Raw genomic sequence first — 20,287 nt, forward strand, 5'->3', positions numbered from 1 at the left:
TCCTGTCGTTGCTTGTCCGGTGGTTGCTCATCAGGGCGCCCGCAGCACGAGTGCGGCGTTGAACCCGCCGTATCCCCGGGCGAGGACCATCGCGGTGCGCACCTCGGTGACCCGCGGCTCGTGCACGACCAGGTCGATCGCGTAGCCGGGCACCGGATCCGAGACCCCGACCGTCGCCGGGATGATCGAGTCGCGGATGGCCAGCAGGGCGGTGACGATGTCGAGGGCGGGGCCTCCGGCGTACAGCCGTCCGGTCATCGTCTTGGGCGCCGTGACCGGCACCGCCCGGTCGCCGAAGACGGCCGCGATCGCCTCCGACTCGGCCTGGTCGAGCTCGGGCACACCGGCCGCGTCCGCGAAGACCACGTCCACGTCGCCCGGCGCCAGGCCCGCGTCGGCGAGCGCGTTCTCGATGGCCCGGCGCAGCGCCGGCGGGCGCTCGCTCCCCGGCGCCGGGTCGAAGGTGGCGGCGTGTCCGGCGATCACGCCGTACACCTTCTCCGCCCCGCGCTCCCTGGCCTTCTCCGCGTCCTCCACGATGAGGATCGCGCCGCCCTCGCCCGCCACGTAGCCGTTGGCGTCGGTGTCGAAGGGGAGGTAGGCCCGCTGCGGATCGCGCCGCGAGCTGAGGCGCCCGTTGGCGATCTGGCAGGTCAGCCCGTAGGGGCTGAACGGGGCGTCGGTGCCGCCGCTCACGACCAGGCGGGCGCCGTCCTCCAGGACCCTGCGGGCCTGGGCGAGCGACTCCAGCGCGCCCGCCTGCTCGGCGACCACGACGCCGCAGGGACCGCGCATGCCGTGCCGGATGGAGATCTGACCGGTGGTGGCGGCGTAGAACCAGGCGATCGACTGGTAGGCGCCGACGTAGCGGGCGCCCTTGCTCCACAGCTCCTGGATCTCGCGCTGGCCGAACTCCACCCCTCCCGAGGAGCTGGCCGTGACCACGCCCATCTCGTACTCGGGCAGGTCCGCGGGGTCCACCCCGGCGTCGGACAGCGCCATGTCGGTCGCCACCAGCGCCATGTGCGTCCAATGGTCGGTCTGAGGGATCAGCCGGCCGGGGACGTTCCCCGCCGCGGTGAAAGCCTGGACCTCGCCGGCGAGACTCACGGGGTAGGAGGACGCGTCGAACCTGCTGATCGTGTCGATCCGCCTCGTCCCCCGTAGCGTGGCGGCCCAGTGCTCCTCCACCCCGAGGCCGGTCGGCGCCACGACGCCGACCCCCGTCACCACGGGAGCGGCGCCGCTCATGCGGCCTGCCTTCCCGGAGCGGTCAGCACGGTCGCCGTCTGGAACCCGCCGAAGCCGCTGCCCACGCTGAGCACCACGTCGATCGGCCGCTCCCTGGCCACGTGCGGGACGTAGTCGAGGTCGCACTCCGGGTCGGGCGTGGTGAGGTTGGCCGTGGGCGGTACCACCCCGTGCTCGATCGCCAGCGCGCAGGCCGCCACCTCGATGGCGCCGATCGCGCCGAGCGAGTGCCCGATCATGGACTTGATCGAGCTGACCGGCGTCCGGTACGCGTGGTCGCCCAGGCTGCGCTTGAAGGCGGCCGTCTCGTGCCGGTCGTTCTGCTTGGTCCCCGAGCCGTGGGCGTTGATGTAGTCCACGTCGTCCGGGTTCACCCGGGCGCTGTCCAGGGCCACCCTGATGGACTCGGCCATCTCGCGCCCGTCCGGCTTCAGCCCGGTCATGTGGTAGGCGTTGCCGCGCGTGGCGTAGCCCGCCACCTCGCAGTAGACGTGGGCCTCGCGGCGCCGGGCGTGTTCCAGGCTCTCCAGGACGAACACGGCCGCCCCTTCACCCAGCACGAAGCCGTTGCGGTCGCGGTCGAACGGGCGCGAGGCGTGCGCCGGATCGTCGTTCCTCGGCGAGGTGGCCTTGATCGCGTCGAAGCAGGCCACCGTGATCGGTGAGATCGGCGCGTCCGTGGCGCCGGCCAGCACGACGTCCGCCGTTCCCTCGGCGATCAACCGTGCCCCGTACCCGACGGCGTCGAGCCCGGAGGTGCATCCCGTCGAGATGAGCGTGACCTGCCCTTCGGCGCCGCAGGTCCACGCGACCTCGGCGGCGAGTGAGCTCGGCACCAGGTGGCCGTACAGATGGGGGATGCCGTAGGACGGGTCGACCTGCCACTGCCGGCCCGCGTCGCTCACGACGACGTACTCCTCTTCGAGGCTCATCGTGCACCCGACGGCGCTGCCCAGCGTCACCCCGATGCGGGACGGCTCCAGCCCGCCCAGCTCGAGGCCGCTGTCCTCGAGCGCCTCCCTGGCGGAGACGACGGCGAACTGCGCGGCGCGGTCCATCCGCCGGACCTCTCGTGCGGTGAGCCCCTCCGCGGCCGGATCGAAGTCGCACTCGGCCGCGATGCGCGACCTGAACCCCTCGGCGTCGAACAGCGACACGGTCCTGGTCGCGGTGCGGCCCGAGGTCAGCAGCTCCCAGAAGGCCTTGCGTCCCGTCCCGCCCGGGGCCACGACCCCGATGCCGGTGACGGCCACCTGCCGGCGGGTCATCTGCCGTCCCCCACACTCAGGGGCGGCTCCGAGACATTGGGCAGCGGCTCGGTGTCCACGTGACCGAGCTCGGGGCGCGGCGCCAGCGGGCCGAGCTGGAACACCGCCTGGGCCGGTTCCCGCCCGGTGTTCTCGACCCGGTGCCGGACGTCCACGGGAATCATGAGCGCCTCACCCGCGGCCAGCTCGACCGGTTCGCCGTCCACCCGCACCGTCAGCTCACCGCGCACGAGGTAGAGGAACTCCTCGGAGTAGGGGTGATAGTGCTCGGAGACGAACTCACCGGGCTCCAGGGTCAGCACCCCCATGAATCCCGAGGTCGATCCCACGGTGGCCGGGCCGAGCAGAACGCGAATGTCACCACCGCGCCGCCGATTCGGCGCAACCTCGTCGGCACTGACTTTCGATCGGGCAATCGCCATTCAAGGTCTCCTCTCCAGGCGGATACATCCGCTGAGCGCCATCATCATCACCGCACCTGCTCGAAGCGTCCTCGAATCGCGCTCAAAGCCGGGACGAAGAGGTGGCCGGCGACGTTCCCCAGCCATATTCGAGCCCGCCTCAAGCCGTGGACGCGATACTCCATCCGGTGACCGAGAGGAGGACCGGCATACGTGATTGGCCACATTCTCACCGCCGCCGTGCTGATCAGCAGCGGACTCGCGGCAGGCGTGCTGTTCACCCATGCGGTCGGCGTCTGGCCTGCGATGCAGGCGATGGCACCGGACCGCTACGTGGCCGCCCACAAACTCCTGGGCCGCGCCTATGACCCGATGATGCCGATCATCGTGAGCACGTCGTTGATTCTGGACGTCATTCTCGCCGCACTTTCGAGAAATGACATCGGGAGAATTCTTTTCATCGCCTCGGCCGTTTGCCTGGCCGGCGTCGGCGTGGTCTCCCAAACCCGTAACGTCCCGATCAACCGGCGCGTGAAATCACTCGATCCAGAGGCCATTCCGGCGGACTGGGAGGACCCGAGAGGCAGCTGGGGGAAATGGAATCTGGTCCGCACGACGTTCGCCGTTCTCGCGCTGGTGGGAAACGCCGCGGCGGCCGTGACGGCCGGTTGAAAGAACGCACAGGAAAGGAGACGAGATGTCCGTGACCGGCACCGAGCGGGGCGTCGCCCCGCCGCCCGTCCGCGATCTCGCCCAGCGCAAGGCCGACGTCCTGGAGAAGCTGGCGACCGACCGGCACGCCTGGCTCGCGACCGGCGGGGCCTCCGGCGCGCACCTGATCCCCCTCGCGTGCGTGTGGGACGGGACGCACCTGGTGATGGCCACGCACGACCGGCATCGGACCGTCCGCAACCTCCGCGCCCAAGGGCTCTCCCGAGCCGCCCTCGGCAACCCCGCCGACGTCGTGCTCATCGACGGTCTCGTGGAGATCGTGCCCGCCAAGGACGCGCCGGCCGACGCTTCCGCGCTCCTCGCCGAACTCCCGGTGAACCCCTCGCGGGTGCCCGGATGTGTCTACCTCTATCTCACCCCCCGGCGCGTTCTCGCCTGGCGGCACCGCGGCGAGATCCCCGGCCGGACGGTGATGAAGGACGGCCGCTGGCTCGCCTGACCAGGACGGCCCTGAATCGGAATCCCTGAGGAGCGTAGATGTCGGAGACGACCCTGCCAATAGGCAGCATTCCGGACTCGGCCCTGACCGATCCCTATCCCTTCTACGAGCAGCTACGAGCGGCCGGCCGCGTCCATCGCATGCAGACCCCCATCGGTCTGGAGGCGTGGTTCGTCCCGCACTACGAGGACGCCCGCACGCTGCTCATCGATCCCCGCTTCAGCAAGGCGGTGCACCACTCCGACGCGGGCGACAGGAAGGGCGAGAGCTCGTTCGCCAACAACATGGTCAGCACCGACCCGCCGGAGCACACCCGGCTGCGCAAGCTGGTGCAGAAGGCCTTCACCCACCGCCGCACCGAGCTCCTGCGCCCCCGGGTGCAGGAGTTCACGGACCAGATCCTCGACACGATCGAGAAGAGGGGCCGGGCGGACCTCATGGAGGACTTCGCCTTCCCGCTGCCGATGATGGTCATCGGGGAGCTCCTCGGCCTGCCTCCCGAGGACCTCGCGGACCTGCGAGAGAAGACCGTCTTCTTCTTCCTCGAGGAGAGCTACGACGGCAGCCCCGTGGAGCGCTTCCGCGAGAAGCAGGCCGGCATCGGGGAGTACGTCCGCAAGCTGATCGAGCACAAGAGGTCGACCTCGGGCGACGATCTCATCCACGGGCTGATCGAGGCGCGCGACGGCGAGAACAGGCTCTCCGAGCGGGAACTGGTCGCGACCGTGATGCTCCTCATCTTCGCGGGCTTCCTGACCACGGTGAACCTCATCACCAACGGGCTCCACGCGCTGCTCGTCAACCGCGACCAGCTCGCCCTGCTCGCCGCGCGGCCCGAGCTCATCGACTCCGCCGTCGAGGAGTTCCTCCGCTACGAGAGCTCGCTCGCCCTGATCGAGGGGCACGCGACCGAGGACATCGACGTCGGGGGAACCACCATTCCGGCCGACTCCCTGATCATCGTGCCGGTGCACTCGGTCAACCGTGACCCGGCGGTCTTCCCCGATCCGAACCGGCTGGACATCACCCGCAGCCCCAACCCGCACCTGGCCTTCAGCCACGGCCTGCACCACTGCCTGGGCGCGCCCCTGGCACGGCTCGAAGCGCAGGTGGCCATCAACACGGTGCTGAGGCGCTTCCCCGACCTGACCCTCGACTGCGCCCCCGAAGACGTGGCCTGGCACCGCGACTTCTTCTCGCGCTCCCTGCGCGCGCTCCCGGTACGGCTGGCGCGCTGATCCGACCACCCTCCGCCCCACACCCATCCCCAGAAAGGAAGCCGGATGTCCCTTCCGGAGAGCGCACTGCCCATTGTCAGGACGGCGACCGGATTCTTCCAGGCCCAGGCCCTGTTCGTCGGGATCGAGCTCGGCCTGTTCGCCCGCGTGTCCAGGGAACCCGCCGACGCCGCGACACTCCAGCAGGAATTCGGCCTGCATCCGTCGTTGGTCCACGACTACCTGGACGCGCTGGTCGCGATGGACCTGCTGGCGCGCGACGGCTCCCAGTACCGGGCGACCCCGATGACCTCGACCTACCTCGACCCCACCAAGCCCGAGTACATCGGCGGCTTCCTCGCCTTCAACCAGCGGCGGCTCTACCCGGCCTGGGGCACACTCGGCACGTTCCTCCGCTCGGGCGAGAACCTGGCGCAGAAGTTCTCCGCCGAGGGCGACTTCACCTCCGAGCTGTACGCGGACCCCCGGCGGGCCCGCGCCTTCACCGAGGCGATGGACGGCTACGCGGTGCTGCTCGCCCGTCCGCTCGCCGAGAAGTTCCGCTGGGACGAGGTGAAGTCCTTCGCCGACCTCGGGGGTTGCCGCGGGCTGCTCACCGCGAGGATCGCCGCCGCGCACCCCCACCTGCGCGGGGTGACCTTCGACCTGCCCCCGCTGGAGCCGCTCTTCGACGAGTTGATCGACAGCGTGGGCGGCGACACGGATCTCCGTGACCGGGTGAGCTACCAGGCGGGCAGCTTCTTCACCGACGCGCTGCCCGACACCCAGGTCTACATCTTCGGTCATGTCCTGCACGACTGGGTCGACGAGCGGCGCCGCGAGCTGGTGCGGCGGGCCTTCGAGCAGCTGCCGCCGGGCGGCACGCTCCTCGTCTACGACAGCATGATCGACGACGAGCGTCGCGACGCGGTCTTCAACCTCCTGATGAGCCTCAATATGGCCATGATCAGCGGCTCGTCGGAGTACACGGTCTCCCAGGGCATCGGGTGGCTGGAGGAGGCCGGGTTCACGGTCGAGGAACCGGTCGCGCTCAACGAGATCACCACTCTGCTCGTCGCCAACAAGCCGCTCTGACCAGGCGGAAGGGCTCCGGCCGGCCGCACCGGCCGGCCGGAGCCCGCCGTCAGAGCCGAAGCCGCGGCCAGTCCGCCGTGTCGCGCAGCAGCTGCCTGTCGTGGGTGGCCAGCACCACCGCGGCGCCCGTGGTGGCCAGCGCCTCGGTCAGCTCCTCGACCAGAGCCATCGACAGGTGGTTGGTCGGCTCGTCCAGCAGCACGACCTGCGGGCGCGCGGCCAGCAGGACGGCCAGGTCGAGCCGCCGTTGCTGGCCGATCGACAGCTCGGTCACCGGGCGGTGGGCGGCGCCGGAGGGAAGCAGGCCGAGCTGCGTGAGCCCGACACAGTCCGCCTCGTCGAGCGCACCCGAGCTGACGAGCCTGCCGACGACGGCGTCGTACACCTCGAAGGCGCGCCGCCGCGACGGCGGCGGCGACTCCTGCGCGAGCAGCCCCACCCGCGCGCCCCTCTTGCGCTGTACGACCCCCGAGTCCGGGGCCAGCGTCCCCGCGAGCACGGAGAGCACGCTCGACTTGCCGGAGCCGTTGGGGCCGGTCACCACGAGGCGGTCGCCGGAGCGCAGCAGCACCGACTGCGGTGATGCGAACCGGCCGTGCACCGTCACCTCGTCGGCGCGCAGGAGCGTGGCTCCCTGCGGCGCCTCGAGCCGCGGCAGTTGGAACCGCAACGGCGGCTTGGGAACGTCGACCACGTGTGCCTCGAGCTCCTCCCGCCGCCGGTGAACCGCCCGGACCAGGGCGGGCGCCCGAGTGGCGCGCGTGTGCTTGCCGGTTCCCTTCTCCGGCCGCCATCCGGTGGACAGCCGGTTCTGCGCCGCGGAGAGGTCCTGCGCGAGCCGCTCCCGCTCGCTCTGCTGGTCCCGGTACTCGCTCTCCCAGCGTTCCCGCTCGGCGCGACGGCCCTCCCGGTAGCCGGCGTATCCGCCGCCGTAGGTACGGGGCCGGCCGTCACTGGTCGGGTCGAGGTCGAGCACCGTGGTGACGACGTCGTCCAGCAGCGCGCGGTCGTGGCTGACCAGCACCACCCCTCCCGGGTGCTCACGAAGCCTGGCGGTCAGGTGGTCGAGACCGGCCGCGTCGAGATGGTTGGTCGGCTCGTCCAGCAGCAGGAGATCGTGACCGGCGCCCAGCAGGCACGCCAGCCGGATCCGGTAGCGCTGCCCGACGGAGAGCTCGGCCAGCGGCCGGGCGCGGTCGTGCACCGCGTCGAGCGCGGCGAGCGAGACGTCGACGCGGCGGTCGGCGTCCCAGGCGTCGATGGCCTCCGCGTCCGCGAGCGCGTCGGCGTACGCCTGGTCGGCGCCGGGGCGGTCCTCGGCGAGCGCGAGGGTCGCCGCCTCGAACGCGCGCAGCACCGCGCGTACCTGGGCGAGTTCGACGTCGATCAGACCGCCGACGGTGCGGTGGTCGTCGATCGGCATCTCCTGGTCGGCGACGCCGAGCGTGCCCGCCCGGTGCACCGAGCCGGAGTCGGGAACCAGGGTCCCGGCGAGCACCTGCAGCAGCGTGCTCTTGCCGCGGCCGTTCTCGCCGACCACCCCCAGCCGATCACCGGGAGAGACGGTCAGGTCCACACCGGTCAGAACCGGTCGGCCGCCGCGGGCGAGACGCAGATCTGTGGCGTTGAGATGGGCCCGCGCGCGAGCCCGGCGAACAGTGTCGGTGGACACACTTCCTCCAAGGGCAGGCTCCCGCGCGCCCCGGCACAGCCGGCGGCGTCAAGGCAGGAACCTGTGAAAAGTGACAGACGACAGCGGAAGACTCAGCCGCGCCCGGGCCCGCTGAACGGGGCGATCCGGGACCTCATCGGCGGCCGAGGTCGTCGTCCTCAGAGGAAGTACAGATATTGCACCCAGCCAGGGTAGCAGACGGCCTTCCCGCGAAGCCTTTTCTCACCCGGCCGGTACGTTGCGGGGTCCCCTCACAGGAAACGACAGAGGGACGCGACCGTCACGCGCTGCCTACCACGGCGGCGAAGGTGGCCACCTGCAGGAGGAGCTGGGCGACTGCCAGGACCGGCCGGAGCCAGGTCATCACCCGCCATCTCTTCGGGAGGACGAGCGCGCCCACGCCGGCGGCGACACTGCCCCAGAACGTCCACCAGGCGATCGGCAGCAGCACGTCCGCGGCCGGGGCGCACTGCTCCCCGTAGGTCAGGCACCGGGAGAACTCGGCCGTGCTCAGCACGTAGATCCAGGCGAGCACGGTGGTGGGGATCAGAGTGGCGGTGCCGATCGCCGCGCACCTGCGCCAGGGATCCCATCCGGACCGCCCCCGGACGTTCGCGTTCGCTGTCATGGAGCCACCCGACCGGACCGTCCCCGGACATTCGCGTTCGCTGTCATGGAGCCACCCAACCAGACCGCCGCGGCGATCGTCGACACCGGCCAGGGGCGTCAGCCGGGCTCGCGCGTCGCCTGACGTGGATCCGGTGCGTCGGGCTACTGCGCGGTCTCGACGACACCAGGAGCGGCTTCCGCATCACCCTCTTCGGCTACTGGGTCGTGGGGCTGCCCGCGGCGTGGCTGCTGGCGACGCCCGCCGGGCTGGCCACGCTGGGAACCGGGCTCGGCCTGACCGTCGGGCCGGCCACCACGGCCGGGCTGCTGCTGCGCCGCTTCCACCGGGCCGGCGCCCTGCGTCCTTTGAAGGGACGCGAGGTGGGCGGGCGCGTTTTACCCGACTGGCCCACCGATCCTGACATTTCCCGCTATGGTGCTGAAGATCCCTTAGCAGCTGTCACAGGAGTCCCATGCCGCACGTCGAACCCCTCCGGGAGGGCGATCCTGCGGCTATGGGGCCCTACCGGCTCCTCGGGCGCCTGGGCGCCGGCGGGCAGGGAGTCGTCTACCTGGGCCAGGGGCGGGACGGCAGGCCGGTCGCGGTCAAGGTCATGCGCGACGGGCCGGCCGACGAGCGCTTCGCCAAGGAGATCGACGCGGCGCGGCGGGTGGAGCCGTTCTGCATCGCCCAGGTGCTCGACGCCTCCCTGAGCGGCCGGCCGTACATCGTGACGGAGTATGTCGAGGGCCCCTCGCTCCAGCAGGCGGGCCGTCACAGCGGTGCCGACCTGCAGCGGCTCGCCGTCGCGACCGCGACCGCGCTGACGGCCATCCACCAGGCGGGCATCGTGCACCGCGACTTCAAGCCCGCCAACGTGCTGCTCGGGCAGGGCGGGCCGCGGGTGATCGACTTCGGCATCGCCCGATCCGTCGAGTCGGGGCTGACGGGGACCAGCGGCATCATGGGGACGCCTGCCTACATGGCCCCCGAACAGCTGGCGGGGGCGGCGGTCGGGCCCGCCACCGACGTGTTCGCGTGGGCCTCGGTGATCGTGTTCGCCGCGACAGGGAGCCCGCCGTTCGGCGAGGACTCGCTCCCCGCGGTGATCAACCGGATCCTGCACAACGAGCCACAGCTCGGCGATCTGCCGCGGCCGTTACGCACGATCGTGCTCGCGTGCCTGGACAAGGATCCGGCGCGCCGGCCGTCCATGCAGGACGTGCTCCTGCAGCTGTTGGGCGGACAGGTCCCCAGCCATCCGGGCGACGCCGGCCACAGCGGCGGGCCCACGGTCCCCGGGAGGTCACGACGCGGGAGCGGGGCCGCGGGAGCCCGGCGTGGGGGCGAGGTCCGGGTCGTCGCGGGGATCTCCGGCGTGGTGGCGCTGATGGCCGCGGGGGCCGTCGGCTGGGGCATCACGAGCGGCTGGGGTGCCACGAGCGGCCGGGAGGTCAGGACGGCGCCCCCGAGCGCGCAGGCCATGGCGATCACCACGACGGGGAAGACCGGCCCGACGACGAAGCGCCCGCGCCCCAAAGGGACCAGAACCCCGGCCACCCGCAAACCGACCCCCAAACCGACCAGTGAGCCGACGAGGGAGCCCGCCTCCGCCCCGACGAGCTCATCCGCCAAACCCACCAGGTCCGCCGCATCGGGTGGCGGCGGGTCGTTCAGGATCGCGTCGCTGCGCGCCATGGGCGCCAGGAAGGCCAACACCCAGGACTGCCAGATCGGCCAGTCCAACACCTTCGGCCTGGTCGAGGGGACCAGGCTGCACACCAGGTTCCGCTACGAATGGATCCTGGACGGCCGGGTGGTGGAGCGTTCGGAGGCCTACATCGCCGACTCCCACACCCAGCAGGTCATCGGCCCGCTCGTCAAGCCCGACGGCCCGCACCGCATCACGCTCCGCCTGACCTCGCCCATGACGGTGTCGAAGACGCTCTCGTTCGCCATCTGCCCGGTGGGTACCGAATGACGGCCCCGCTCCTGCCCGAGGATCCCCCGGCCGTCGGCCCGTACCGGCTGCTGGCACGGCTGGGCGCGGGCGGGCAGGGTGTGGTCTACCTGGGTCAGGCGCCCGACGGGCGGCGGGTCGCCGTCAAGGTCCTTCAGGACGGGCTCGCGGGTGACCACCGCTTCGCCAAGGAGATCGACGCGGCGCGACGGGTCGAGCCGTTCTGCATCGCCCAGGTGCTCGACGCCTCGCTGGGCGGCCGGCCGTACATCGTGACCGAGTACGTCGAAGGGCCCTCGCTGCACGAGGCGGGCCGCCACGGCGGCGCCGACCTGCAACGGCTGGCGGTCGCGACGGCGACCGCGCTGGCCGCGATCCACCGGGCCGGGGTGGTGCACCGCGACTTCAAGCCCGCCAACGTGCTGCTCGGCCGCGACGGGCCGCGCGTCATCGACTTCGGCATCGCCCGCTCCTCCGGCCACGCGCTGACCGTGACGAGCAGCATCGTCGGCACGCCCGCCTACATGGCGCCCGAGCAGCTCGCGGGCGAGCCGCTCGGTCCCGCGGTGGACGTCTTCGCCTGGGCGTCGGTGATCGTGTTCGCCGCGACAGGGACACCGCCGTTCGGCAACGACTCGCTGCCCGCGGTGATCCGCCGCATCCTCCACGACGAACCGCACCTGGGCGACCTGCCGGGACCGCTGCGCCCGATCGTGCTGGCCTGCCTGGCCAAGGACCCCGCCGCCCGGCCCGCGATGCAGGACGTCCTGCTCCAGCTCCTCGGCGCCCAGCCCACCACCCCGGCCGGCCGCACCATGGATCGTCGGGGAGGTACGGCGGGCCGCCGCGCGAACCGCCGAGGAGGCACGGCGGGCCGTGGCGCGGGCCACGGAGGAGCTACGACGGGCCACGAAGGAGCTACGGCGGGCCGCCGGGGAGGAACGGCAGGCAGTGGCGCGGGCCGCCGGCGCGGGACGGCGGTCCTGGCGGGGGCCGGGGCACTGGCGGTGTCCGCCGCCCTGGTGGCCGGGGCGCTCACATGGACGCCCGACACGGTGACGACCGCCGCCTCGGCACCCACGCCCTCCCCTGGCGCCTCGACCGGAACTCCGGATCCCGCGCCCGAGAAGCCGGGTTCGGCCGAAACCCCTCGCCCGAAGCCCAAGACCACCCGGCCGCGGCCGACGGCCAAGCCCACGACCGCCGAACCCGTGACCACCACATCCACCACAGAGAAGCCCGCAACCGAGAAGCCCGCAACCGAGAAGCCCGCCACCACCAAGCCCACCACCGTCAAGCCCACGACCTCCAAGCCCGCGACCTCGAAGCCGACGACCTCGCGACCCGTGCCGTCCCCCGCGAAGACCACGCCCAGGGCCGCGGGCGGGACCGTCCGCCTGGTCTCGTTGACACTGGACGGGCTGAAGAAGGCCGAAGGGTGCTGGTCGCAAAGCCTCTTCCCCGTCGCCGTGCTCAAGGGCCCGTCAGGCAAGCAGAGGGAGTACGGCTACCGGTGGGTCGTGGACGGCGAGGACAGCGGGTGGTTGACGGGCTGGCTGACCAACGGCACGGACAAGGTCCAGCGCAACCCGTTCGGCGCGTTCACGCCCGGGCGGCACACGATCGTCTTCCACCTCCTGACCCCCTCCAAGGCCACCAGGCGCGTCTCGTTCACGGTGTGCGACTACTACTCCTAGGCCCTCTTCGAAGGCACGCTCCCGGGGTCCTGCCGCGTGCAATCGGCCGCACCATCAGGACGGATGGGCAGCCGCCTCGGCGTGCCAGCAGTGCGTCCACCGGCCGGCGCCGAGCTCGGTACGGCCCGGCACCTCGTCGGCGCAGACCGGCAGCGCGACAGGGCAGCGCGGGTGGAAGCGGCACCCGCTCGGCGGCGAGATCAGGCTGGGCGGCTCGCCGTGCCTGGTGCGGTCGGGCGGCGTCACCCGATCGGGGTCGGGGGCCGAGTCCAGCAACAGCTGGGTGTAGGGGTGCCGGGCCGCCTGGGTGAGCGCTTCGCCGGGGCCGCTCTCGATCAGCCGCCCCGCGTACATGACGGTGATGTCCTCGGCGAAGTAGCGGGCGCTGGCGATGTCGTGCGTGATGTACAGCAGCGCCAGCCCGCTGTCGGCGGCCAGCCGCTCGAGCAGCCGCAGCACGCCGAGCCTGATGGACACGTCGAGCATGGAGACGGGCTCGTCCGCGATCAGCGCGATCGGCCGTACGGCCAGCGCGCGGGCGATCGCCACCCGCTGCCGCTGCCCGCCCGACAGCTCGTGCGGCAGCTTGTCCATGAACTGCTCGACGGGCGTGAGGCTGACCCGTTCCAGCAGTTCGGCCACCAGCTCCCGCTCGTGCGCGGCGGAGCGCGCGTGCCCGTGGACGCGCATCGGCCTGGCCAGGTGGTAGCGGACCCGGTGGAAGGGGTTGAGCGAGGCGAACGGGTCCTGGAAGATCAGCTGCACCCGCCGCCGGTACTCCCTGAAGCCCTTCACCTTCTCCCCGCGCAGCAGCACCTCGCCCGACGTCGGCGGGTACACCTGTGCCAGCAGCCTGGCCACGGTGCTCTTGCCGCAGCCGCTCTCCCCCACCAGCGCCGTCACCGACCCGGACCGCAGCGCCAGCGACACGTCCTCGACCGCGCGCACGGTGCCACGGCCGCGGGCGGCCTTGAAATGCTTGGTGAGGTTCCTGCCCTCGAGCACGATCTCGCTCATCGGACCCCCTTCCCCTCGTTGAGCAGGCAGGCCACGTCGGGATCGAGCCGTGGCAGCGTCGAGTCGCAGGCGTCGAAGGCGAAGCGGCAACGCGGGTGGAAGGCGCAGCCGGACGGCAGCGAGCGCAGGTCGGGTGGGGTGCCGGGGATGCCGAGCAGTTCCTCGCGCGGCCCGTGCAGGCGCGGGAAGGAGCGCAGCAGGCCCAGTGTGTACGGGTGGCGCGGCGCCTTGTGCAGCGCCCTGGCGGTGCCCGTCTCGACCACCCGGCCCGCGTACATGATGGCGATCCGGTCGGAGATCTCCATCAGCAGCGACAGGTCGTGCGTGATGAACAGGACCGCGAAGCCGTACTCCTCCCGCAGGGCCCTGATCTCGTGCAGGATGTCGCGCTGCACCACCACGTCGAGGGCGGTGGTGGGCTCGTCCATGATGATGATCTCGGGGTTGAGCGCCAGCGCGATGGCGATCGCCGCACGCTGGCGCATGCCGCCGGACAGCTCGTGCGGGTAGCTGCGCCGGCGGTCCGCGCTGATGCCGACCCGCTGCAGCAGCTCCACCGCGCGTTCGGCGCGCGCCTTGCGTCGCATGTCGGGGACGTGGATACGGAGCACGTCGTCGATCTGCGCACCGATCGTGCTGACCGGGTTGAGGGAGTTCATGGCGCTCTGGAAGACGACCGCCAGCTCCCGCCACCGGAAGGCGCGCAGCTCCTCGCGTTTCAGGGCCAGCACGTCCACGGCCGGACCGCCGGCCCGGTGGTAGGTCACCGAGCCACCGGCGATCGTGGCCGGTGGCCGCAGCAACCGCCCGATCGCGTGCGCGAGCGTGGACTTGCCGCTGCCGCTCTCCCCCGCCAGCCCGAGGATCTCGCCGCGCCGCAGGTCGAGCGAGACGTCGGCGACCGCGTGGACCGCGCCGCTGTTCGACAGGTAGTCGACGCCGAGTCCGCGGATCTCCAGGACGTTCACGAGCGCGCCTCCTCCGGGATGGCCGTGGCGAGCTTGGGTCGGCGCGGCTGCCTGATCGTGCGCAGCCGGGGGTTGGCTATCTCGTCCAGGCCGAAGTTGACCAGCGCCAGCCCGGTGCCGATGAGCGCGATGCACAGCCCCGGCGGCACGAACCACCACCAGGCGCCGATCAGCAGCGCCTGGCCGTTCTGCGCGAAGTACAGCATGCTCCCCCAGCTCACCGTGGACAGGTCGGCCAGGCCGAGGAAGGAGAGCCCGGCCTCGGCGAGGATGGCGCCGACCACGGTGGCAAGGAAGCTGGTGGCGATCACCGGCAGCAGCACGGGCATGATCTCGAAGAAGACGACGCGGAACGGGCCCTCGCCCGCGGCCCGCGCCGCCTCCACGAAGTCGCGCCGCCGTACGGACAGGGTCTGGGCGCGCAGCACGCGGGCGCCCCACGCCCAGCCGGTCACGGCGATCACCACCGCGACCGAGGCGACGCCGCGCTGGGGCAGGTAGCCGGCGAGCACGATGATCAACGGCAGCGCGGGAAGCACCAGGAAGATGTTGGTGAGCACCGAGAGCACCTCGTCGACCGCGCCGCCGAAGTAGCCGCCGACCAGGCCCACCGCGATGGCGAAGACGGTGGCGATGACCGCCGACAGCACGCCGACGCCCATCGAGACCCGCGAGCCGTGCACGATCTGCGTGAGCACGTCCTGGCCGGTCTGCGTGGTGCCGAGCCAGTGCTCGGCGGAGGGCCCCTGGAGACCGGCGTCGCTGGTGGCGGCCGGGTCGGCGGGCAGCAGCAGCGGTCCGACGAGCGCCATCAGCGTGAAGAAGACCAGGATGCCGATGCCGATGCGGATCTTCATTGGCGGGTCCTTGGGTCGAGGATCACGTAGGCGAGGTCGGCCAGCAGGTTCGCGACGAGGACGGCCAGCGAGATCACCAGGAAGATGCCCTGCATGAGCGGGAAGTCCTCGTTCTCCACGCCCTTCAGCAACATCGAGCCGATGCCCGGATAGGAGAAGACGATCTCGGTCAGCACCGAGCCGCCGACCACGAACCCGAGCGACAGCGCGAAGCTCGTGATGTTCGGCAGGATCGCGTTGCGCGCGGCGTAGGCCCACATGACGCGGCGGCTGGTCAGCCCCTTGGCCTCGGCCATGACCACGTAGTCCTCGCCGAGCGTGGTGACCATGACGTTGCGCATGCCGAGGATGCGGTCGGCCATCGAGGCCAGCACGATCGTGACCGCGGGCAGCGTCGCGTGGTAGCCCACGCTGGCGACGAACTCCCACGTGAAGCCGGGCGTCACCTCCAGCCCGTACGCTCGCGAGCCGGGAAACCACTGCAGCGTCGAGCCGAACACGAAGACCAGCACGAGCGCCACCCAGAAGTACGGCACCGCGTGCAGGAACGTGGCGGCGGGCAGCACCCCGTCGAGCCAGGTGCCGCGCTTCCACGCCATCAACACCCCGAGCGAGGTGCCGACCACGTAGCTGATCAGCGTGGCCACACCCACCAGCCCGATCGTCCACGGCAGGCTGTCGGCGACGACCGTGGACACCTCGGTCGGGAAGAAGGTGATCGACCGCCCGAGTTCGCCGCGGAACAGGTTGCCCAGATAGTCGACGTACTGCGTCCACAGACCCGCGTCGCTGATCCCGAACGCCCTCTTCATCGCCTCGATCGCGGCCGGGTCCACGTTGCCCTTGAGCCTGGCCACCAGCAGGTCCACCGGATCCCCCGGCATCATCCTGGGGATCAGGAAGTTGAGCGTGACGGCGGCCCAGGCCGTGAGGAGGTAGAACCCGAGCCGCCTGGTCAGGAACCTCACGTGCCCGCGGGCCTCAGGTTGAGCAGCACCACGGCCGCGTCGGGCGAGGTGTACGGCGAGGGCATCGCGTACGGGTCCTGCTCGGAGGGCCACCCGACGTACTTGTTCGTGCGGAACTGCGCCCACGCCGGGCTGTAGAACAGCGGCAGCACCGGCAGCTTCTCCACCATGATCCGGCCGAGCTCCTGGGTGGCCCGCTGCTGCTCGGCCAGGTTCTCGGTGGCGGCGTAGTCGTTGATCAGCTTGTCGGTCGTCTCGTCCTTCCACCGCTGGTAGTTGCCGGTGGCGGCGGTGCCGACGGGCTTGGCCAGCTCGCTGAAGAGCAGCGACCTCATCTGGAAGTACGGCGAGGCCCCGGCGGGCGTGGCCCTGATCGACAACTCGAAGTCGCCCTTGCCGACCTTGGACACCCAGTCCTGGAACGCCACCCCGCGGGTCTCGACCGTGATGCCGACCTTGGCCAGGTCCTCCCTGATGAGCTGGGCGGCGTTCACCCAGTCGGTGAACGGGGAGGGCACGAGCAGGGTGAACGTCAGCTGGGCCGGATCGACGCCCTTCAGCAGTTCTTTGGCCTTCTCGACGTCCACCTGGAAGGAGGCGTCCTTGTATTCCGGCGGCAGGAACGCCTCCCCGCCCGGCATCGGGATGCTCGTCGGGTGGGCGACCTTCGTGTACCCGCGCTCGGCCACCTTGACGATCTTGTCGCGGTCGATGGCCAGGCTGATGGCCTGCCGTACCTCCGGCTTGGACAGGACGGGGTGGGTCAGGTTCGGCAGGAGCGAGACCACGCCCTCGGGCGGGAAGTAGTACTTGTTGACCTCGGGCTTGCCCTGGACGTAGATCTTGTCGATGTCGGGCACGAACGCGCCCGCCCAGTCGATCTCGCCCTGCTGCAGGCCGGTCTGCACGGCGTTGGCGGTGTAGGCGGGGAACCGGATGGTGGGGACGACGGGCTTGCCCGGCTGCCAGTACGCCGAGTTCTTCGTCATCTCGTACAGCTGGGCGGAGAACTTCGAGAGCTTGTACGGCCCGGTGCCGACCGGCTTGGGGTTGGTGAAGGTGACCGGGTTCTCCTTCTCGAACAGGTGCTTCGGCACGATGCCCGTGTTGCCGGAGATGTTGAACAGCTTGGCGTACGAGGTGGTCCTGAAGTCGATCCGCACCTTGTCGGGGGCGAGCACCTTGGTGCCGGAGATCTCCAGCGCGCCCTTGTTGAGCTCGGGGTGCCTGGTCATCGTGGTGAAGGTGAAGGCCACGTCGTCGGCGGTGAACGGCTTGCCGTCGGTCCACTTCACACCCTGGCGCAGGGTGAAGGTGAGCGTCTTGCCCTCGTTGCTCCACTCGTGGCCCAGCGCCAGCCACGGCTTGATCTCGCCGGGTTTGAGCTTGTTGAAGTACTCGAGCGTCTCGTAGATCATCCCGGTCGTGCCGAAGTTCACGCCTTCGAGGTGGAACGGGTTGAAGTTCTCCTGGAAGGTACCGGAGTCGATGGCGTGCATCACCAGGGGCGGCGCCGCGTCCGCCGTCTTGGGGGCGCCGGAGCTGGAACAACCTGCCACGGCGAGGGCTAAGGCGACGGCGAGTGTGAAACGTTTCATCAGAAGGTTCCTCTCACACGGAGGTCACGGGAGCCGACCGGCGCCGCGAAGGCCTGGGCCCGGCGGAACCCGGCCGGAGCGCCGCGCACGATGGTGAGGGCGCGGTAGTAGTCGACGTACGGGAAGCCGTACGTCTCCCCACGGGCGAACGCGTAGCCCCTGATCGCCGCCGACCAGACCTCGTAAGCCTCGTCGGTCAGCTCGAAGAAGACGTCGGGCCGGTAGCCCTCGGCGTCCTCCCAGTTGTCGGCGTAGAACAGCTGCGCCGCCCAGTGCGCGGGCCGCTCTCGCTCCAGCGTCTTCAGCCCGCCGTAGAAGCGGGCGTCCTCGACGATGCGATGTGTGCGGGCGTGATCCTTGTGGATCGACCGGCTCCAGTGGGTCAGGATCACGTCGGGACGCAGCTCCCTGATCAGGTCGCCGACGCGCATCTTGACGTCGTCGTCCTCGGGCAGCAAGCCGTCCTCGTAGTCGAGGAACCTGGCCTCGGCGCCGATCGCCCGCGCGAACGCCGCTGCCTCGTCGCGCTTCTGCTTCGCGTATTCGGGCACGGGCAGCCGCGGGTGCCCGCGCTCGCCGAGCGTGAGGTGCAGTAGCGTGGCGCGGTGCCCCTCGAGGACGTGCTGCGCGAGCACGGCGCCCGCCGTCAGGTCCATGTCCCCGGCGTGCGCCCCGACGGCCAGTACATGGATGTCTTCGACTGTTCCCTCGCTACGCTCGCTCACGGGCCCACCTCATGACGTGGAAGCGGCGGGTGACCTGGTAGCCCGCCTTGGTGTAGAGATGTCCGGCCGGGCTGGACTCCCCTGTCCAGAGGAACCACGAGGAGTGCAGGCCCTCGGCTCGCATCCGCGTCATCGTGAGGTGGAGAAGGATCTTGCCGAGCCCGGTGCCGCGCTCGCCGGCGTCCACGCCGAAGGGCCCGAACCTTTCGGGGATGCCGCGGTAGGCGGCGTAGAGCGCGAACCCCACCAGCCGGTCCCGCTTCCTGGCGACGACCATGCGCGTGGTGTCCTTGTGGTGGCGGATCGCCTCGCCCCAGTCGGGGTTGAACGCGTCGGCCGCGAACCTGATCAGCTCGGGCAGTTCGCCGTCGGCCGGGCTGTGGAAGCCGTACCCCTCGCTCTCCCGCCTGGCCCGCAGCTCGTGGACGTCCTCCGGCGTCAGGTAGCCGACCAGCGTGCGGTCCATCGCGACCGGCGAGTAGAGCGTGCCGAACCCCAGGCTGGTCAGCAGGGCGAACCCCTCGGGGTAGAGCTCGGAGTCGGCGCCGGGCAGCACGTAGTTGGGCGTGTAGGAGGCGAAGTCGACCCGCGTCCGTCCCCTGGACCGCAGGAAGTCCAGCGCCTCGGTGAGCAGCCGCCGGCCGAGCCCGCCACCCCGGTGTCCCGGCGCGACGAAGAAGAACGGGATCCAGCCGGTCTCCGGCTCCAGGTCCGTGCCCGGCGCGAGCGGCGTCAACCGGCGGACGGCGTAGGCGCAGCCCACGACGCGCCCGCCGGTCACGGCCACCCGCAGGCCTTCGGGGTCGAAGTTCGGGTCGAGTAGGACGCAGTCGCGAAACCACGCCGCGGTCGTCGGGTCCGCCGGAAGGCTCCGGTTCCAGGATTCGATCAGAGAGTGCTCGTCCCCGGCGGCGAACGCGCGGACAGTGACCGTCATGCCCAAAAGCTTTGCGACTGGTAAGGCGCCGGGTCAATAAGATCAGGGAAGAAAATTTCCCTTGTGGCTACCCTCTAGAAACTTTCCTTCGTCTCGGGTAAGCATGGAATGTTGGCTTACCAGATCGGCAGGTGGCCGCTCGGCGAGCCCGTGCCTGCCTGCTCAGTCGGCGGGCAGTCCCCAGAAGGGGCCGTGCAGGCCGACCTGCGCGAAGTACGCGGCGGCGGAGGAAGGGTCACGCCGGGTGTAGCCGCGGTCCAGGCGTCCGGCGTACCAGCCGCGGGCCAGCCGCCACAGGGTGGCCAGATCCATCACGTAACCGCGGGCCTGCCGGGTCCGCTCGAGCCAGACCTCGACGCAGGCGACGGAGCAGAACAGGCGCTGGTTGGCGCAGGCGTGGACGACGTCGTCCCAGATGTGGTGGACCGGCACGAGGAAGTGGGCCACCTGGTCGCCCGGCGGAGGCGCGTCCCAGCCGACCCTCCAGGCGTGCGGGGTGTCGCAGGCCGGGCAGCCGGTGGCGACCAGAACGGCGGGCTCGTCCCGGAGGAGGTGGGGGATGGCGAACGAGTCCCAGGCGCAGCCGCCCCACCACAGGGTCCGCTCCCCCATGACGGAGAAGCCGAGCGGGACGGCCGAGAAGGGATGCGCCATGACGACGCGGTCGCCGTCGCCGGTGTCCAGGACCAGGTCGCGGCTCTCGTGGAGATGCCGCAGCGCCTGCCGTACCCGGTCGACGGCGAGCCCGGTGCGGGCGGCCAGTTCCGGCGGGCCCGGGGCGCGGCCTGTGCGCGCGAAGCCGGTGTAGACCGCCAAGCGGACGTCCTCGAGCTGTTCCCTGTCCACCATCGTCCCCTTCACGGGTGGAGAGCATG

The 20,287-nt window shown here is 71.0% G+C and carries 20 protein-coding genes; 6 read left to right on the forward strand and 14 right to left on the reverse strand.

Annotation, left to right across the window (positions count from 1 at the left end; all coding sequences use genetic code 11):
- Positions 1-30: 30 nt before the first annotated feature.
- From H4W81_RS22915 to H4W81_RS22925, 3 genes are read right to left on the reverse strand one after another with little or no spacing between them, the layout of a single operon-like run.
- Positions 31-1,251 carry a ketosynthase chain-length factor gene (locus H4W81_RS22915; RefSeq protein ID WP_192776710.1) on the reverse strand — a complete coding sequence of 407 codons (1,221 nt, stop codon included), beginning with the start codon at positions 1,249-1,251 and terminating at the stop codon, positions 31-33.
- On the reverse strand, positions 1,248-2,519 hold the full coding sequence (locus H4W81_RS22920) for a beta-ketoacyl-[acyl-carrier-protein] synthase family protein (RefSeq protein WP_192776711.1): 1,272 nt from the start codon (positions 2,517-2,519) through the stop codon (positions 1,248-1,250). The genes H4W81_RS22915 and H4W81_RS22920 overlap by 4 nt, the downstream gene beginning before the upstream one ends.
- A complete protein-coding gene (locus H4W81_RS22925) occupies positions 2,516-2,827 on the reverse strand; it encodes a cupin domain-containing protein (protein WP_264083182.1) in 312 nt (103 codons plus the stop codon). Before H4W81_RS22925 ends, H4W81_RS22920 begins: the two co-directional genes overlap by 4 nt.
- Before the next feature lie 306 nt (positions 2,828-3,133).
- On the opposite strand from H4W81_RS22925, the gene H4W81_RS22930 reads away from it, so the two are divergent.
- Genes H4W81_RS22930 through H4W81_RS22945 form a run of 4 tightly spaced genes read left to right on the forward strand, consistent with a single transcriptional unit; the run spans position 3,134 to position 6,403 of the window.
- The gene (locus H4W81_RS22930) at positions 3,134-3,592 is read left to right on the forward strand and encodes an anthrone oxygenase family protein (protein ID WP_318781896.1); all 459 of its coding nucleotides are present in this window, start codon (positions 3,134-3,136) and stop codon (positions 3,590-3,592) included.
- Positions 3,593-3,617: 25 nt separating this feature from the next.
- Entirely contained in the window at positions 3,618-4,091 is a 474-nt protein-coding gene (locus H4W81_RS22935; protein ID WP_192776713.1) for a pyridoxamine 5'-phosphate oxidase family protein, read from the forward strand.
- Between the two features lie 38 nt (positions 4,092-4,129).
- Positions 4,130-5,329, forward strand: a complete 1,200-nt coding sequence (locus H4W81_RS22940; RefSeq protein WP_192776714.1) for a cytochrome P450 family protein — start codon at positions 4,130-4,132, stop codon at positions 5,327-5,329.
- A gap of 45 nt (positions 5,330-5,374) precedes the next feature.
- Positions 5,375-6,403 carry a methyltransferase gene (locus tag H4W81_RS22945; protein ID WP_192776715.1) on the forward strand — a complete coding sequence of 343 codons (1,029 nt, stop codon included), beginning with the start codon at positions 5,375-5,377 and terminating at the stop codon, positions 6,401-6,403.
- Positions 6,404-6,452: 49 nt separating this feature from the next.
- Here H4W81_RS22945 and H4W81_RS22950 read toward each other — a convergent pair whose 3' ends face one another.
- From H4W81_RS22950 to H4W81_RS22960, 3 genes are all read right to left on the reverse strand, one after another.
- Positions 6,453-8,075 carry an ABC-F family ATP-binding cassette domain-containing protein gene (locus H4W81_RS22950; RefSeq protein WP_192776716.1) on the reverse strand — a complete coding sequence of 541 codons (1,623 nt, stop codon included), beginning with the start codon at positions 8,073-8,075 and terminating at the stop codon, positions 6,453-6,455.
- 280 nt (positions 8,076-8,355) lie between these two features.
- Positions 8,356-8,703: a hypothetical protein gene (locus H4W81_RS22955; protein ID WP_192776717.1), complete on the reverse strand. Its 348-nt coding sequence runs from the start codon at positions 8,701-8,703 to the stop codon at positions 8,356-8,358.
- A 196-nt stretch (positions 8,704-8,899) separates the two neighbouring features.
- Complete coding sequence (locus tag H4W81_RS22960; RefSeq protein ID WP_192776718.1) at positions 8,900-9,109, reverse strand: hypothetical protein; 210 nt, start codon at positions 9,107-9,109, stop codon at positions 8,900-8,902.
- A gap of 90 nt (positions 9,110-9,199) precedes the next feature.
- Here H4W81_RS22960 and H4W81_RS22965 point away from each other — a divergent pair, with 90 nt between their 5' ends.
- A complete protein-coding gene (locus H4W81_RS22965; RefSeq protein WP_192776719.1) occupies positions 9,200-10,666 on the forward strand; it encodes a serine/threonine-protein kinase in 1,467 nt (488 codons plus the stop codon).
- Positions 10,663-12,342 carry a serine/threonine-protein kinase gene (locus H4W81_RS47475; RefSeq protein ID WP_225958742.1) on the forward strand — a complete coding sequence of 560 codons (1,680 nt, stop codon included), beginning with the start codon at positions 10,663-10,665 and terminating at the stop codon, positions 12,340-12,342. Before H4W81_RS22965 ends, H4W81_RS47475 begins: the two co-directional genes overlap by 4 nt.
- 54 nt (positions 12,343-12,396) lie before the next feature.
- Here the strand turns inward: H4W81_RS47475 and H4W81_RS22975 are convergent, their stop codons facing one another.
- From H4W81_RS22975 to merB, 8 genes are all read right to left on the reverse strand, one after another.
- Entirely contained in the window at positions 12,397-13,359 is a 963-nt protein-coding gene (locus tag H4W81_RS22975; RefSeq protein ID WP_192776720.1) for an ABC transporter ATP-binding protein, read from the reverse strand.
- Positions 13,356-14,327, reverse strand: a complete 972-nt coding sequence (locus H4W81_RS22980; protein WP_192776721.1) for an ABC transporter ATP-binding protein — start codon at positions 14,325-14,327, stop codon at positions 13,356-13,358. The genes H4W81_RS22975 and H4W81_RS22980 overlap by 4 nt, the downstream gene beginning before the upstream one ends.
- Positions 14,324-15,184, reverse strand: coding sequence for an ABC transporter permease (locus H4W81_RS22985; RefSeq protein WP_192776722.1), 861 nt, complete (start codon positions 15,182-15,184; stop codon positions 14,324-14,326). The genes H4W81_RS22980 and H4W81_RS22985 overlap by 4 nt, the downstream gene beginning before the upstream one ends.
- Entirely contained in the window at positions 15,181-16,152 is a 972-nt protein-coding gene (locus H4W81_RS22990) for an ABC transporter permease (RefSeq protein WP_192776723.1), read from the reverse strand. Before H4W81_RS22990 ends, H4W81_RS22985 begins: the two co-directional genes overlap by 4 nt.
- The gene (locus tag H4W81_RS22995) at positions 16,149-17,750 is read right to left on the reverse strand and encodes an ABC transporter substrate-binding protein (protein ID WP_192776724.1); all 1,602 of its coding nucleotides are present in this window, start codon (positions 17,748-17,750) and stop codon (positions 16,149-16,151) included. Before H4W81_RS22995 ends, H4W81_RS22990 begins: the two co-directional genes overlap by 4 nt.
- The gene (locus H4W81_RS23000) at positions 17,750-18,475 is read right to left on the reverse strand and encodes a PIG-L deacetylase family protein (protein WP_318781897.1); all 726 of its coding nucleotides are present in this window, start codon (positions 18,473-18,475) and stop codon (positions 17,750-17,752) included. Before H4W81_RS23000 ends, H4W81_RS22995 begins: the two co-directional genes overlap by 1 nt.
- Positions 18,462-19,412: a GNAT family N-acetyltransferase gene (locus H4W81_RS23005; RefSeq protein WP_192776725.1), complete on the reverse strand. Its 951-nt coding sequence runs from the start codon at positions 19,410-19,412 to the stop codon at positions 18,462-18,464. The genes H4W81_RS23000 and H4W81_RS23005 overlap by 14 nt, the downstream gene beginning before the upstream one ends.
- Positions 19,413-19,574: 162 nt before the next feature.
- Positions 19,575-20,273 carry an organomercurial lyase gene (gene merB, locus H4W81_RS23010; protein WP_318781898.1) on the reverse strand — a complete coding sequence of 233 codons (699 nt, stop codon included), beginning with the start codon at positions 20,271-20,273 and terminating at the stop codon, positions 19,575-19,577.
- Between the last annotated feature and the right edge of the window lie 14 nt (positions 20,274-20,287).

Origin of the sequence: Nonomuraea africana (assembly GCF_014873535.1) — a bacterium.
Classification (GTDB): domain Bacteria; phylum Actinomycetota; class Actinomycetes; order Streptosporangiales; family Streptosporangiaceae; genus Nonomuraea; species Nonomuraea africana.